The sequence below is a fragment of the Serratia sp. 121840015-1 genome, assembly GCF_053627655.1.
Window position 1 is genome coordinate 1 of the sequence record NZ_JBSEYF010000011.1, and the last position, 15857, is coordinate 15857.

Consider the following 15857-nt stretch of genomic DNA (forward strand, 5'->3'; position numbering starts at 1 on the left):
AACAGGCCGGGGCGTTTCACCAGGCCCAGCAGCGCCTGCTCTACCTGGTCAGTGACCCGGTGATGGTGGGCAAAGCGGTGAATGGTCTCGCGCGCCGCCCTGTCGTACCGGTCACCCGGACGTTGTTCATCCACTGTTACGGTCACGTTACTGCCGCGTACCCAGCGCAACAGCGCCGCGTTCTGCGGCTGGATGGCCGGCAGGAAGGACACTGCCACAAATACGCTCACCCCCACGGTCAAAAAGCCGATAATGGTTTCCAGCATCTTTTCCCTCCTTTGATTGATTTCACGGCCTGCGCTGCAGGCGCTGCGTGTATTGCGCATGCGACAGCAGCGTCCAGCAACTTCCCTCGTCATCGCTCAGCAGCCGCCAGCCCTGACCTACATCCAGCTTGAGCAGCTCCCGCCGCGGCTTTAACCGCACCGCCTTGCGAAGTCCCGCCACCCAGTCGCGCCAGGCAACTTCCGCGCGCCGGCGCACGCGCACATCAAAGCCGGCCGGCAGCCGCAGTCGGCACCGCCGGCCATCGGCTCGCCGGGCCGTTACGCACTCCATGACACTCCCGCCGATAACGCCCAGAGCAGCGCCAAATGGGCAACGTAGGCCACAGGAAAGAACTGGCGCGGCAGCAGACGTCTTTCGCGCAGGGTACCGAGCGGCCGCAGTGCGATGGAGACCAGCAGCACAACCACCGACACCAGCAACCCGGCCAACATCGGGGCAGCGCCACCGCCAAGGTTCAGCAGCAAGACACACGCACACCAGGTCAGGGCAACGGCCGGGCGATACTCGGCAAGCCACCCCTGCTGCCGCGTCTCATCGGCCGGGGCATAGCACAAATAGCTCGCCAACATCACAAACACCCCGGCCCAGCCAAATGTGCCGCCGGCAAAATGATTGACCCAGGTCACCAGCAATACAATACCCAACCCTGCCCAGACAAAGCCTCCACGCGCATAAAACCGCTCGAACAGGCACAGATACTGCGTCATCACGGCAAACAGAAACAGGATGTTCATATCATCCAGCACGCCGGCGTCCGGCGCCACCGCCCGCCAGTAGACCGGCTGGGTAACCAGCGCCCACAACCACAGCCGGGTCGCCTGTCGCTGAGTGACGGGTCGCTGTGCCAGGTTAAATCCCCATACCAACGCAAACAGCGGGAAGGCGCCGCGCCCCAGCCACATCAGGATATCGTGATTGAGGTGCAGCGCCGCGTTGGCGTGGTCGCCCATCATCAGCAGCAGCGCCAGCAGCTTGATGCCGTCCTGCTGCAGTGAGGTAAAATCAAGCCGGCTGGCGGCCAGGGTTGAGATCCTTCGCATAGTCAGTTCCTTGTTCATGGGCGATCGGGTTAAATCGATAACCGTCCCCGTCAGACCCAACGCTGATTCGGCGCGTGTTGGTTCGTGAATGCGATTTCGTGAACGTCCTCGATAGTAACGATGCGATTAATATCCGCATCGGCGGCACGGGTGGATAATTGTTTCATAAAGAACCTCATTGCGTTAATTTTGAACAAATTTTGTTTGTGTAGGAGGGGCATATGCCAGCAAAGAAAGTACTGGTCGCTTTTTGTCACGAGCTGGGCTGTAACGTGACAATTGATGATGCACGACGTGCATATTTTGCGCTCGAACAGAAAGACCGTAAGCGGTTCAGATTTTCCTGCAGCGATCGCCATTGCAACGTCACTATGAGCGGCGTCAACTATCACATAAAAGCTGAAGACGGTGATAAATTCAAGGCCGCTCACTTTCGCTCACCTCATCCACACACGCCAGGCTGCGAATGGAATCAGTTCACCTATGATATCGAACAAGATATACAACCGGGTGAAACAAAGGATGATTTCACTGAAAGGAAAGCCAGACAAAAACTTAGAGACGACATCAATTATTTTGATGCGTCACTCGATAACGATACAACTACAGGAATTCCGTCACTTCGCCCCATTAACACGCCAGCCCCGGAACCCAAGCCAGACGAATCAAACAACAGCAAGAAAAATTCCAGGTGGAGTAAATATACGAAAACCACGGTGCTTCAGCGGCTTATTGATTTCTGGCAGGAAGCGAAGAACACTCTGCCCCATAAGGAATTCATGAAGTTGCGAATACATGTAAAAGGTATCGGCTCAGTTTACCTCAACAGATATATCACCCACATTCAGAATGGACTAACCAACCAATATGACGGGGTTATATACGGCGGTGGCCGCCTGGTCCGACGATATGGCCGTGGTTTTCTTTTTAGCTTTTTTGACAAGCATGAAGAAAAAGACGTTTCACTTTACGTAGATAAAGAAATCATGGCATCCGGCAACGGGATGTCTAATTACCTCCATGAAATATTGGAAACCGAAAATGTTCGCTACTTTCGGGTGTTTTTATTAAACCCGTCCTGGTCACAAAGAATCAATAAAGTCGGCGAACATGTAATAAATTTACATATAACGACAGTAAAGCAGCTGGTAATTTTTTATGAACTAAATTCGAGCAAGGTACATGAATCGACGTCCACCGAAAATGATGGCGACAATCCTGCATAACGGGCAAGCCTTACTGAAAAAAGAGTAATATCGGTGACATCCGGCAGCGAGATCTCCTTATGCGCCAGCCGGATGTCGTCGGGTAAAACTGGCGGTACACTGAGCCTGCCTTCCCAGATAGTCAGCAGAAAGTGGCCTTCAGCATGATCTATGTTTAATTCCGCAACCGCGCACCCCGCTCGGTAGCAGGTCATGCTGATTTTGTGAATACCGGGCAAATACGCTGTTAAATCGCTAATTACCGCTTTGCTATAGGCATCCTTTATGACGGCATCTGACGCCGTAACATCAAAAAGGTATACACGCTCAGGCATAATGAACTCCTTACGTTTGTGCCGCTGAAATCAGCGACGGGCGGCATGCATTGACGAGACGCTGGTCACCTGTCAGCAGCGCCAGCAGCGAGGTGAAATCCAGCCGACTGGCGGCCAGGGTTGAAATACGTTGCATGGCGGGCTCTTTGTATATGGCGACCGGAATCGCTGATCGGATGAAATCGGAATCAGCGATCGAGTTACCGTAATGCCCCATCGCTATTCCATGGTTTTCTGTTTGGTTTTGCTCATGTCCGGGTCTATTTCCGGCGCATGGCGCACGATATTGACCTCGTCGTTGGCCATCGATGGCCGCTTGTCATCCGTCGCTTCCAGACCGCGCACCGCATCCCGCAGGTGGTCGGCCTCCTGCCGGGCTTCGGCGTCCAGGGTAGACAGGTCGAGCTGGGCCGCGTCGTCCTGCGGCCGGACTTCCGCTTCCAGCGCCTTTTCATCCGGCAGGCCGGTCGCCTTGCGCTCACCGAACACCTCGGCTATCGCCTCCCGCTCCCGTGCCGCCTTCAGTTCTTCCTCGAGGCGCAGCGTATCGGCCGCCGGCGTATCGCTCTGCGCACTTGCAGTTCCGTCCGTGGAGGCCACGGCGTCGCCCCGCAGCAGCACCACCGCCCGGTCAGGCTGCGCCTGCATCAGGGCGCGCGCCTCATCAAGCTTCGCCGCCGTCAGCGGGGTGGTCTCTTTCTCCCCCTGCCGCAGCACCACCCGCTCCCCGTCTTCCGCGCCCTGGTAGTGCGCGTTATCGATATCCAGTCGTCCGGTGGCCGGCGACACCGGCACCACCCAGTTGCCGCGATGGCGGCCATGTTCATTGACCACCGCGTACAACAGGGCCGGCCGGCTGCCGCCCTGGAAGTGCGCTGCATCGCGCATGTCCGCGTCCAGCCGACTGGCGAGGCGGGTCTCGCCGGCCGGGCGACCGGCCTCAAAGTCGCGCACCGCCGCCTGCGCCGCGGCGTCATCGGCGCGCAATAGCACGTCATGCACCGTTTCGCGCCCGCCGGTGTGCTTTTCCACCTGCCGTTGCCAGCCCTCAAGGTCGTCGACATACAGCTGCACATGCTGCTTTGCGCGCGACAGGGCAACGTAGGCGCTGTCCTGTGACGCCATGCGCTTACGCGCGCCCTCAACCCCCTCAAGGGTTATCACGTAGTCCACCGAGGCGCCCTGGGCGCTGTAGGTGGTGACGGCGTAGCCATAGTCGATATGCCGGTCCCCCGGCACGGCGGTCGGGTCGAGGCTGACCTGCTGCTCACCGACCGTCACCTGCAGCCGCCCGCGCGCATCGATGCCGGTCACCACACCGATGTCGTTGGTGCGCAGCATCCGGTCGCGGTCGGTGGTGGTCAGCCGTAGCCGCTCCCCGACCGATACCGTCATCGTTTTTGCCTCAAATACCGCAACCTGGCTGCGCCTCAGGGTAGCCGGCGCCAGCCAGCGTTCGTCATGACCGTCCAGGCCGGTGAGTGATACCGTGCCGCTTTGGCCATCGACGGCCTTGATGGTGAAATAGTCCTCGCCCATCTTGACGACATGCCCGGTATTCGCCTGCCAGAACGCCCGGCTGCCGAGGTCCGCCTGGCTGTTCGACACGCGACTTAAGGTGCTGACCGTGATGCTTTCCCCAAGCTTGCCCTCTGCCTGCAGCCGGTCATGCACCGCGTCATTGATGGCACGCCGGTCGGCGTTCAGTTCGGCAACAATCAGGGTGTTGTCCCGGGCCTCGGGGGTGCGGCCGACATAGTCGGCCGCAATCAGCGCCGCCACATCGGACTCGCCGAGCGTCTTGAGGTCGATGACGCTGGATGACGGCACCGGAGCACCCGACTCGCGCGGGATGATGTCCGGCCCTACCTGCTGTGACACGGTCACCGCCTCGCGCACATTGCCGGCAATCATCGCCTCGATGGCCGGCCGCAGGGCCGGCGTCTGACGCACGATATCCTGCATGATGGCGATGTCGGCGGCGCTGCGATGCAGCGTGAGCGAGAACGGCACGCCGGACTCGAGCGGCTTGAGCTGGGCCTCGTCGCCGCTCATCACCGCCCGGCCGCCCCCCTGTGCAATCAGCGAGACGGCGGTGGCCATATCGCGGTTGCCCACCATCGAACTTTCGTCTATCACGAACACCGTGCGGGAAAAGTCCGGCTTCTCACCGCCTTCCTGCGCGCGTGACTGCTCGCTGAGGAAGCTGGCGAGAGTTTGCGCCGGGAGTCCCGCCGCGGTCAGCTCGCTGACCGCCCGGTGCGTCGGCGCCAGCCCCACCACCTGCGGCGGGTTGTCGAGCCTTGCCAGCGCGGCGGCGACCACCTTGAACTGGGTGGTTTTGCCTACCCCGGCATAGCCCTGGATAGTGACAAAGCGATCCTTGCTGGTTAATATCATCTCTGCAGCCTGCCGCTGTCCCTGAGTCAGGTTCGGGTACGGGTCCGCAACTCTCCCCGTTTGGCTGGGGTCACCCTCGTGATTGGTTAGGCCACTGTTTGTTGTCAACAGCGGCAGGCTGTTCTTCCCCTCGGCGATATGCCGCAGCAACGTTTTCTCCTGCTCCCAGCTCTCGCGCCGGATATAGGTGTCACCGCGCCCCTGAACGGTGGACAGGGCAATAATGTCGCCGCGCCGCTCAAGCCGCGCCAGCTCACCCAGCGCCACATCCGGGGTGACGCGTTCGTCCATCTGCCCGGCCAGTGCCGCCACCTTCAGTGCGGAGAACATCACGTTCGTGCCCGTCGCCTTTTCGATAGTCAGCCCCACCGCGCGCGACGTCGGCGTCATGCGCGCCTGCTGCAGGCTGCGCAGGGCCTCGGTGACCGTGTCCTTGCCGCCGAGCGCCTGCAGACCCTGCGTTACCGTCACCGAGGTGCGCGTGTGCGACAGCCTGGCTGTGATATCAGCCTCTGATAGCGGCGTGAAGGCGAGGATGGCGTCTCCGCTGCGCCGCAGCTGGTTGACCGTGGCATCCGAGACCTCCTTGCCGGCCAGCACCGCCACCACCTGCCCCTGCGTTTTGCGGCTTGCCCCCAGCGATTCGGTATAGGCGTAGTCCATCTTCAGCGGGGCACCGGTCAGCGGGATATGCGCACGCTTGCCCTGCATGTCCTCAACAACCAGTCGCTCCCGAAGCAGCAGGTTTTTGGGTTTGATGCCGACCACCCGCAGCTCGGCATCGGCGCGCAGGTGATGCCCCAGCTCGCCGGTCGCCCTGACCCGCTCACCTTCCTGCAGCGTCAGTGATGCCTTTTGCCAGAGACGATAGCTGCTGTCGATGGCGCTTATCGCCAGGCCGCTGCGGTTCCCGTTTGCGTCCTCGACCGACAATTTGTGGGTCTCCTTGCTGACGCCCACCACCGTCATGCGCTCAAGCACGTTTTTGCCCTCTACCCGCTCCAGCACCATCCCCACCTTGTAGGTGCTGCGGTTTTGCCGCGTGCCGGCGTCCAGCCACACGGGCGAAAGCGTATCAACCGTCTTGAGCGTGGCGCCGAGTACGCCTTCCTCACCCAGCGCGGTCCGAATGGCCTGCGTTAATTGGGCGCGCGTGCGGGCATTGCCCGCCTGCGCCACCACTGCCAGCCCGGCGGCCGCCTGCTTCGCCACGTGCCGGGCGGCAACCTGCAGGCGGTCATCCACCGTATCCTTTTGCACCAGCGTCACCGTGGCATTTTCCTGGCGCTCGGCGGTTTTGAGCTGCGTGACGCCGGCGGCGCGCAGCACCTCGGCGCCGAACCCGGTTGCACGCCGCGCATGCGTATCCAGTACGACGGCCACACCCTGACTGCGGTCAACCGCCTGCAGCACCTGATGGAGCTGCGGCACGCTCAGCTGCTCCGACTCGGGCAGCGCCACCTGCGAAGACGCAGGCAGGCCGCGCTCGGCGACCTCTTCCACCGTCATCACCGTGCCCACGTCCGCCCCCTTCAGGCGCGACCGGGCTGCCCGGCTCGCCACCACCACCACGCTCTCGCGCCCGGCCTGCGCCGCCGCCTCACCAAAGCGCGCCAGCAGGTCTGCCTGAAACGCCTGGCCGCCGCGCGCATCGATGAGCGTCAGCCCCCTGCCTGCCTGCGCCCACTGCGCGACAATGCCGGTCGCCTGCGCAGGCGCAGGCGTATCCGCCTGCTCCGCTGCCAGCCGGGCGGCAAGCTGAGACAAGCGCTGCTCGTCCCGCACATGTGCCGCCGACGTAAACAGCGTTTGCGCACCGTCCACTGCCAGCAGCGCGCCGCGCGCCACCGCGGTCTCGATTTCCGCGCGCACCGCGCCATACACCCCTTCACGCATCGGCAGGCGACCCAGCGCCGCGGTCAGCACCGCGTCAATGCCAAAGCGAACCGCGCTTTTGGACACGACGGCTATCGCCTGCTCCACGGCCTGCGCCGGTGTCATGGCATCGTCCTGCGCCGCCTGACGCTGCGTACGGGCCGCCAGCAGCGCGGCCGCGGCGGTCTGCGGCGCCGGCTCCGCGGTCTTATCCGCCGCCCGCGCGTCAACCTCCGCCTTAAAAGCCGCGTAATCAAAGCCGAGCTCATCCTTCAGCTTCTGCCGCCAGTAGTCGCGTACGTCATCCATGCTGGTAAAATCCTTTGCCTTGCGGGTATCGAGCGCCGCCCGGGTTTTCTCCCGGCTGCCGGCATCCGCCCCCGCTGCGGCGAGAATGTCCTGGCGCCGAGACGAGAAGGGCTCGGTCGGCACCCCGTCAATCTCAACCATCCCGTGCGGGCCGGCTTCGCGCAGCACATACCCCGCCCGCTCCAAATCAGCACGAAGAAAACCTCGGTACATCGCGCCGATACTGACCTGCTCTTTCCAGAGGATGTTGTTAAAGCCACTGCCGGCTTTGGTATCACTGGAGAGCGTTTTCCAGCCGCCGGCCGCCAGCGTGGCGTTGGCCACAATGGCGTGGGTATGCAGCTGCGGGTCGAGATTACGCGAGGTGTCGTGCAAAAACGTCGCCACCACCAGGTTGCCGGTCTGCTCAAGCGCGCTCACGCCGTCCGTCATGGTGCGTGTCGAGGCAAACTTCTCCAGCTCGTTAAGCGTGGCGGCCACCGCCCGCTTGTGCGCCCCAATCAGGAACGTGTCACCGGCAACCAGCGCCAGCACCGACACGCTCTTGGGCGCCGAGAAGGTCAGGTCGATGCCCGGCTGATGGGTATTCTTGCCGTTTTTCATGTGCGACAGGTCACCCCCGTCCGGCAGATGACCTTCCAGCACGGACCTGAACACCTCGCCCTTGACCGGCCCTTCAAGCCCCAGGCTCTCGGCGCCGGTGCCGAGCCACTCGGTGGCCATCTCGCCGATAAAGTAGTAGTTGTCTTTCTGCTCGTAGTAGCCGGCAGCGTTGGCGGCCGACTTGACCGCTGAGACGGATAGCATGGTTATCGCTCCACTCCGGTTTCAAATACCTTGACGGCAGGCTTAACCATCTGGTCTTCGTCCGCCAACTCGGGCGGCACCGCTTTGCCTGCTGCGCCGTTTTTCTCTGGCTGCGGGGTGGCTGCCTGCGCCGCGGCGAGAGACGGCGACGCGATATCCGTGCCGCGCCCCTCCGCCTCATCCTCCGCTTCGGGCGCCTGCGCGGCCGCCGCCGGCGGTACCTGCGCGCCGGCAACTATCGGACGTTCTTCAAACAACGCCGCCACCGCGTTACCGGTCAACCCCTGCAGCGTGTCGCCGCCTTCCAGCAATGCCTCGATATCCTCGTCCATCACCGCGTCGACGTCGCGCGGCACGCTCGCCTCGGCCACAACAGAAAAGGGCTCACGCGTCATCTTCATGTGCACCACCGGCAGCCGGCCCGGCAGGGTGATATAGCACTCCAGGTCGTCCAGCTTCTGGATATCCGAGTAGCTCACCAGGTGTTCGTTGACTTCATCCTTGGAGAACTGCACGCCGTCCCGAATGATATCGACGCCGTAGCTGTACTGGTCGCGGAACTTGAGGTGGCGTTTTTCACCCAGCTCTTCCTGCACGAACTTGGCCACGTGCGCACTGGGCGCGCGGCCGAACACGCGGGTATTGAGCAAATCCCAGATATCGGCGGCGCCCTCGCGGCCGAACTGCGTCTCCAGCTGCGGGTAGTTCTGCAGTCCCACCAGGGTGCAGCCGCCGAACTTGCGCGCTTCGGCCACGTATTCGCCGAGTATCGGCAGCTTGTGCAGCGACGGCAGCTCGTCAAGCAACAGCCAGATGCGCCGCTCGCGGTCCGCATCCGGGCGCAACCCCAGCACGTTGACCATCAGCATGTGCAGCCACGCGGTTAGCAGCGGCTTGAGCGCCTCGTGATGGCGCCCGTCGCTGGTGATGAAGATCCAGCCGTTGTCGCCGTCCATGTCCACGGTGTGTACCCAGTCACGCAGGTTGAAGGGCCGCTTGCCCTCCTCATCCAGCCCCTGCAGAAAGCGCAGCGCAGTGACATAGCTGGTGAGCACCATGCGGATGGTCATGGCGGTTTTCTCGACGCTGCCGTCCACCAGGTTGGCGGCATCGGTGTCCTTGAGGAAAGTGCGCAGGTCGTCAAGCGAGACCGACAGCAATTTTTTCATCAGGGTGCGCAGGTTGCGCTTATTCATTTTGGCGAGACGCCGCGCCACTTCCGCAAACAGCCGGCGGGCGGCCAGCAGCCAGAAGGGGTCGCCGCTCGGCGCGTCAGGCAACAGGGTCTTGGCGAAGTTCTCGAAATCCGCCACCGTGCGGCACTCGTCCCATAAATCCCAGGCGGCGCAGCGCGCATCAAACGGGTTGAGGATGATGTCCTTGTTTGCCCGGTAGAACAGCGGCAGGAAGTTGCCGCCCTTGTCGTAAATCATCACCTTGTCGCCGCGTGCGCGCAGCTGGCGGCAAAGGTTGTTGATCATGGTGCTTTTGCCGGCGCCGACGGTGCCGTGCATAACGATGTTCTGCATCTCGCTGTATTTGATGAGGTGCAGCCCGCACAGGGCGAGCGGCGACAGCCGATCGTGCTTCTTCAGGATCTTGTTGACTACTTTCACGTCGTCGACCAGCTCACGGCCGCCGACCATCTCGTTCTGCCGCTGCTTCTTGCCGCGACCGCCCAGATACCAGAACACGGCAAGAAAACCGAGCGTAAAGGTGACGCTGGCCGCACCCCAGCCCCAGAAGGCCACCTCCTTGAGAAGATTGCCCTGCTGCTGGAAATAGCGGTCGGCCACCACCTGCGCCGCCGTGAACTTGAACTCGACGACCTGACCGGTTTGCGGCCGTGTCCAGTGAAAGGTCATGGTGTTGCCGGCGCCGGAGGGGAATTGCCGGTGAAACGGCAGCACCACCCATTTGACCAGCCAGTAACTGCCGCCGTGGATGATTTGCTCAAAACGCATCGACAAACCGACCCATAGCGCAAACACGGCCAGCGAGGCCATCAATATCCAGAACGTGGCGATGTTCATGATTTGCAGGAACATGCCAATCATGTACTTGAGGACCTGACCGCCCTGGGTAAAGTCGCGGGTGTTAAGACTCATTCAGTATCTCCGCAAAACAGGCTCGCCCTCGTCCCACAGGCGGGCGAACTCACGTGAAAAATCGGCGGCAACCGTCGGCATATCCTGCAGCCAGAGGGCGTTCTCGGCATTACGCACATGCGCGCTCGCCGAGTAGTTATAGGACCCCGCCTGCACCGAGCGGCTGTCGATAACCATAAACTTGTGATGCATCGCGGCGTAGCGGTCGTTGAGGCGCACCGGCACGCCCTGGTTGGCCAAAAAGGTCACGGACGTGTATTTGCTGTTGGCTTTATCATCGGCCACCACCCGCACCCTGACGCCGCGCCTTTGGGCGGCAAGCAGCGCGGTGGCGATGGGTTTACTGGTAAAGCTGTAGGCCGCCATGTCGATGGACACCTGCGCACTGCCGATGGCGGCCAGCACCACCTGCTGCGCCGTACCGCCGGGTGAAAATCCCGTCATCACACCGGCAGCCTGCACACGCATGCAGGCCAGGCAGAGCAGCAGGGGAAAGACCGCTCGCCAATCAAGCCGGCAATGCATCATTGCCACGCCCCCCAATCAGCACGGCACTCAGGATTAAAAAGCAGTATCAGAAATTGATGCAGCGTAAGCTTCTCGATACGTTGGTCAATTTTCTTCGCCTCATCCTGATACATTTCAGCTTCTGCCAGCGTGGTTTCAGGCCAGTCATCTAATGCAGGAAAAATGTTCTTTATTTCTTTTCCTCTGCGATGAAGGATTTGGCTGTCCATATGCAGACCGTAATCAGGGATAAGTACTTCCACACGCGTAGTGATTTCCTGATAATGTGGCAGGACGTAATCCATGGCGAAGACCGAATGTTTATTTTCCATATAATTCCTCTGCGCTCATGTGCATTTAAATATTTATGAACATGCGAAAAACTCCGATTTCATCGGAGGTAAAAATCATTTGTTCAGCATTTGAATCAAGACTTACGGCAACAGTCTTTTAGTCTCCTTGAGAAATATCTTTGCATTACAGTTCTGTAAAATGGCATTCATTGTTTTCATATCCACCTTGGGTTGCGGATAGTCTCGTACATCCGCATGAGTCTTACATTTGCGTGTTTTTTCGGTCGTCATAACTAATACCCATTGTCATTCAAGCTGATTGAAAAGAATAACCAGACGTTCAGCAGTACACGGATAGAGAAGAGCGCATGCTTACTTGCTCTTTACGTAAAGAGCATCTTATTCGCCCTTACTGGCATACCTGTGATTTGCTTGCCTTCGGCATGACACTGGCTTGCATATGCGCAGGCTTATCTTTGCTGTCAGCATTGAGAGCAGAAAATTATTCGCTTTGCATTAAAGGATATTGGCAATGGATTTGGCCAGCTGGTCTTCGAGCACCGGTTTGGCTTCCTCAAACTTGAGGTTGACCTTGTTGGCGTTGGACACCACCCGGGTCTGATACTTGTGCTGGTTACCCTGCTGCGTGCTGGTCTGCACCTTGGCGCCGGATGTGCCCTGACGCAGCGCCGCGACGTTGTCGGTGCGCACGCTGGCGGTGGTGCGCTCGGCAATTTGCACATCGGTGACCATGGTGTAGTTGGTGTCTTCAACCAGGGCGTCGGCGGCGGCACCGAGCAGGCCGGCGGCCAGACCGACACCCAGGGTGGCACCGGCGGAATTGGAGTTGTAGGCAGTGATCCCCGCGCCGAGCGCCGCGCCGGCCACGCCGCCTTCGTAGCCCTGACTGAGGAAGCCCTGCGCCTCGCGCAGATCCATCTTGTCCGCCTTGAGTACGTTCGCCTGTACCCAGTAGTAAGCGGAGGCGGGGTTGCTGACCACCACATAGCCCTTGGCCTTGACGGCATCGGCGATTTTGGCCTGCAGCGCGCTCATGTCCTTGTCAGAGGTGTTCTTGATCTGCAGGTACACGGTCCGCTCGCCGGCCGGTTCGAGCCAGATGGTCTCGCTCATCTGGGTCTTGACCTCGAGGTTGCGCTTTTTGATGGCGGTGCTCATGGCGCCACAGCCGGAGAGAGCCAGCGTACTGCTGACCAGGGCTACCATCATTATTTTTTGAGTAGATTTCATTTTTTTTCCTTATTTACACCATTGAGAAACTCTTGCAACTCATTGTTTTTGAAATCATCCTTCGCTGCATCGACCAGCCCCGCCAGGCTAGGGAGGTTGTATCGCCCCAGATCAAAGAGAAGGGCGAAGCCGGTAAAGAATAGTAACGGCACTTGGAGAAATGGGAGGACTGCCGCCCACCCACTTGCCAAACCTAAGGCTGAAGCTGTTAGTAAAACGCCAAAATGGAAATACGCATAGTGAGACACCTTTTCTCTTATTAGTGCGAGAAGCTTAGACTGTTTTCTTGTCGCTTCAGGAATAAACAGATATTGCGTATAATAAGAGTAAATAAATAGCCCAAGCATAACATTGGCTATTAAGGAAGCAACTGCCATCCCACTAAAAAAACCAACATCAAATCTTTGATTAGAAGTCAAGAAGCAAGAAATATTAGCAGCCAATATCAAGTGCACTGCAACTATGTAAATAATCGTAGGGCGCATCCCTTGAGACAATGAAGGCACCTCAGCATCGGATTCCTTTACTGCCTTGACAATCATTGCGACTTCTTCACGAACTTCACTTTGTTTCATTTTTGCCGCCTTTCTGTTGATTCAGTATTTCTTTGGCTTGATCAAGATAGTCAGCATCTTTCCCTTTACCAGGGAAAGTTATTCCTTCCTGATGTAACACCGCCGCCTGATGCTTTATTCTATAATCTTTATTCTGTTGGTTAAAGTTTGTTTTATTATTATTCAGGCCTTTTTCCACATCACCCTTATCGTAATTAACGAGGTCTTCATTGTCTTTCATACGAGCGGTCGTATCTTTCCCCATGGTATCGACTCGCTGTTTGACGTCCTTCTTGATTTTTGCATCGGCAACCTTGCCATCTATATCCCCCATTGCCGCACCGTATGCGCCACCCTGCGCTTTTGCCGTGTTGACGGGCGCGTGGATACCGTCGCCAACGTGGCTGGCCGCCTGGCCATAGTGCGTGTCCAGTCGTCCGCGCAGCTTGTACTCGACGAACGCCTCCGCCAGGTCTTCCCGGCGCATACGCACCGCCTCGCTGTTGGTGTTGGTCAGCACCTCGCGTGCCTCATCATCAGACAGCTTGCCGTGCACATACCCCACAAACTCCTGCGTGTAGTTGCTGCGTGCCTGCGCGCTGAGCGTATCGGTATTCGATGCCATCTGCTGGAACTCGTGCGTGCGGGTCTGGCTGTCGGTGAACTGCTGGTAATGGCTGTCGCTGGTTGTTATGCCGGCAGAGATTTGTTGCATCAGGCCGGCAGCGTTATTGTCGACGTGCTGCCCGTTGAAATTGACGCTGTAATTGCGCATCACGTCCAGGCCATCACTGAAGGTCTTGGCATCACTGGCGGAGATATCGTGCCCCGCATCCCTGGTGTTGCGACCACCTTCCGAGGTTTGGGCCGAGCTACCTGAACTGCCTGTTCGCTCAACGCCTCCATGGATATCCGCTTTACCGGATGCACCGAATGTCAACGATGCAGCCTTGCCAATTATCGACCTGTCGGTGTCGATACCCGCAGAGGCCCTCGCTCCCACATTTACATTGAGTGCTTTGGATTTGTTTTCCAACTCAGAATAAGCCTGATCAAACGAAATGTGATTGCGCTTCGCGTAGGCCTCCGTCACCGCCATCGCCTTGTTCATGCGCTGCGCATCGACGGTCGACATGCCGGTCTGCGCCGCCAGTGTGGTGCTGTCGCTGTTGCCGAACTGGTCGTGGAACTGGCGCAGCTTGCCACCGGTCTCGTTAACCGAGTGATTGTAGCCCTCCAGCGCCGTCTGGGTCTGCACCTCGCTCTCCCGCGTCAGTTTCTGGGCGGCCGAGGCGCGATGGTGGTCGAAGTTGATGTCGACCGGCAGTTTCGACATCGCCTCCCCGGTCTGATACACATGCTGGCCATCTGCGGTCCGGGTTTCGGTGGCGCCGTTGCCCAGCTGCGTGGTGGTCTGACCGCTGCGCCAGACGCGGTTCAGGTCGGTCTTGAAGCCGTTGACGTTGTCGACCGACTGGTTATTGATGCTGTAGTTGCCGCTCGCCACGTTCCCGGCATCGCCCGCCGTGGCGCTCATCAGCGCGTTGCCCACATACGAGCCGGCGCTGGCCACCCCCTGCCCGATGCGGGTGAACAGGTAGTTCGAGAGGAACGGCACCGTCAGCGTCAGCCAGCCGGCAACGCCCGCCAGGGTGGTGGCATCAGACATCACCTGGTTCTCGTTGGACAGCGTCGGGCCGGCGCCCTTGAGCATATAGGCACTGGTGAAGTTGACGATGAAGTTCAGGATGGAGAACATCAGTGGCCACATCATCAGGCTGGCGAACCAGCCGAGGTAACTTTTCACCACCGGCCAGGCCATCTCGCGCACAAACATCAGCAGCAGCATCAGCGGGAACAGGCAAACGAACATCACCATGAACACCGTATGCAGCAGCGGCATCACCTGGCTGGCCATCTGGTAGCCGCTGTGATGGGTGAGCTTGAGTTTCATCAGCGACATTTCCGAGTTCATGTCGACCAGCGACCCCATGTCGCCCATAGAGCGACTGTAGCTGTTAAGGCCGCGCTTGATGCCGGCAATCATCACGTTTTGCTTGAGGATGTCGCTCGACGACTTGCCTGCCTCAAAGAAGTAGTTGTATGACCCTTCCAGGTACTGCGGCAGTACCGTGGTATTGTTGCGCAGCCCCGGCAGCATGCGTTGCACCAGCCGCAGGAAGCTGCCGCCGTTTTGTCCGCTTTCCGCCGCTATCTGACTGCGGATGGTGGGGGTGACCTCGATGCACGATTTGTAAACCGTGTCCGTGCCGGTGTTGAACATGATGCCGCGCAGCGGGCTAGGCTTTTTGAATATCAGGGCATCGATGTCCCTGGACTGCATCAGTTGGCTGACCGTGTATTTGTGGTTGAGCTGCACATCGGGGATGATGCAGTTCTTCACGTATTCGTTGAAGTTCTCCGCCAGCACCTCATTCTTGAGTCTGACGACGAACGATTCCTGCATCAGGCGCGTGCCGAACATCATGCCGGTTTGTGAGTAGGCCCGCTCTGCCGGCAGATGCAGGATATCCTCAAACCCGGTCGACAGGGTGATGGAGGCCGTCGTCATCAGCCACATCGGCACCGCCAGCCCCATCGGGACGTTGTCGACCCGCCCTGTCTCCTGCGGCCGGTTCAGGTCGTTGACCACCACGGTGGCACGCGGCGTGAGCAAGGCGGAGGTGACGATGACGAACGTCAGTCCCCAGCCAAACATCACCTTCGCATCATGCGTGCGCACAAAGGCAATCAGACAGGTCAGCACGCCCAGCGTCTCGGCCAGCCACAGGATACTGCGCCAGCCGGCGGTATTGACCATGGTCGCCACAAAGTTCAGGCCCATGGTGATGATGCTGCCGTTACCCGTCACCCAGATATCCATC

Annotated in this window: 13 protein-coding genes; 1 reads left to right on the forward strand and 12 read right to left on the reverse strand. The window is 59.5% G+C overall.

Going from position 1 to position 15857, the window contains the following annotated elements; all coding sequences use genetic code 11:
- The 3 genes from ACUXAC_RS25635 to ACUXAC_RS25645 all read right to left on the reverse strand — a co-directional run.
- Nucleotides 1-266 (reverse strand): hypothetical protein (locus ACUXAC_RS25635; protein ID WP_454267014.1); only part of this gene is annotated, 266 nt, incomplete at its 3' end.
- A 22-nt stretch (nucleotides 267-288) separates the two neighbouring features.
- Nucleotides 289-558, reverse strand: coding sequence for a ParE family toxin-like protein (locus ACUXAC_RS25640; RefSeq protein ID WP_149543304.1), 270 nt, complete (start codon nucleotides 556-558; stop codon nucleotides 289-291).
- Nucleotides 546-1328 carry a TraX family protein gene (locus tag ACUXAC_RS25645; protein ID WP_454267016.1) on the reverse strand — a complete coding sequence of 261 codons (783 nt, stop codon included), beginning with the start codon at nucleotides 1326-1328 and terminating at the stop codon, nucleotides 546-548. The genes ACUXAC_RS25640 and ACUXAC_RS25645 overlap by 13 nt, the downstream gene beginning before the upstream one ends.
- Before the next feature lie 221 nt (nucleotides 1329-1549).
- Between ACUXAC_RS25645 and ACUXAC_RS25650 the strand changes: the two genes are divergently transcribed.
- A complete protein-coding gene (locus tag ACUXAC_RS25650) occupies nucleotides 1550-2554 on the forward strand; it encodes a hypothetical protein (protein ID WP_454267018.1) in 1005 nt (334 codons plus the stop codon).
- Here the strand turns inward: ACUXAC_RS25650 and ACUXAC_RS25655 are convergent.
- The 9 genes from ACUXAC_RS25655 to traG all read right to left on the reverse strand — a co-directional run bounded on the left by ACUXAC_RS25655 (nucleotide 2485) and on the right by traG (nucleotide 15856).
- Nucleotides 2485-2868 (reverse strand): hypothetical protein, encoded by a 384-nt coding sequence (locus tag ACUXAC_RS25655; RefSeq protein ID WP_454267020.1) that lies wholly within the window; start codon nucleotides 2866-2868, stop codon nucleotides 2485-2487. The two genes, ACUXAC_RS25650 and ACUXAC_RS25655, sit on opposite strands and share 70 nt — an antisense overlap.
- A 10-nt stretch (nucleotides 2869-2878) precedes the next feature.
- Nucleotides 2879-3004 carry a hypothetical protein gene (locus ACUXAC_RS25660; RefSeq protein WP_342171327.1) on the reverse strand — a complete coding sequence of 42 codons (126 nt, stop codon included), beginning with the start codon at nucleotides 3002-3004 and terminating at the stop codon, nucleotides 2879-2881.
- A gap of 83 nt (nucleotides 3005-3087) precedes the next feature.
- Entirely contained in the window at nucleotides 3088-8259 is a 5172-nt protein-coding gene (mobF, locus tag ACUXAC_RS25665) for a MobF family relaxase (RefSeq protein WP_454267021.1), read from the reverse strand.
- A gap of 2 nt (nucleotides 8260-8261) precedes the next feature.
- Nucleotides 8262-10367, reverse strand: coding sequence for a type IV conjugative transfer system coupling protein TraD (gene traD, locus ACUXAC_RS25670; RefSeq protein ID WP_454267023.1), 2106 nt, complete (start codon nucleotides 10365-10367; stop codon nucleotides 8262-8264).
- A complete protein-coding gene (locus ACUXAC_RS25675) occupies nucleotides 10368-10811 on the reverse strand; it encodes a phospholipase D family nuclease (RefSeq protein WP_454267024.1) in 444 nt (147 codons plus the stop codon).
- A gap of 80 nt (nucleotides 10812-10891) precedes the next feature.
- The gene (locus tag ACUXAC_RS25680) at nucleotides 10892-11206 is read right to left on the reverse strand and encodes a hypothetical protein (RefSeq protein ID WP_454267025.1); all 315 of its coding nucleotides are present in this window, start codon (nucleotides 11204-11206) and stop codon (nucleotides 10892-10894) included.
- A gap of 477 nt (nucleotides 11207-11683) precedes the next feature.
- A complete protein-coding gene (gene traT / locus ACUXAC_RS25685; RefSeq protein WP_454267026.1) occupies nucleotides 11684-12418 on the reverse strand; it encodes a conjugal transfer complement resistance protein TraT in 735 nt (244 codons plus the stop codon).
- Complete coding sequence (locus tag ACUXAC_RS25690) at nucleotides 12415-12993, reverse strand: hypothetical protein (protein WP_454267027.1); 579 nt, start codon at nucleotides 12991-12993, stop codon at nucleotides 12415-12417. Before ACUXAC_RS25690 ends, traT begins: the two co-directional genes overlap by 4 nt.
- Nucleotides 12980-15856, reverse strand: a complete 2877-nt coding sequence (gene traG, locus ACUXAC_RS25695) for a conjugal transfer mating-pair stabilization protein TraG (protein ID WP_454267029.1) — start codon at nucleotides 15854-15856, stop codon at nucleotides 12980-12982. The genes ACUXAC_RS25690 and traG overlap by 14 nt, the downstream gene beginning before the upstream one ends.
- Nucleotide 15857 lies beyond the last annotated feature (1 nt).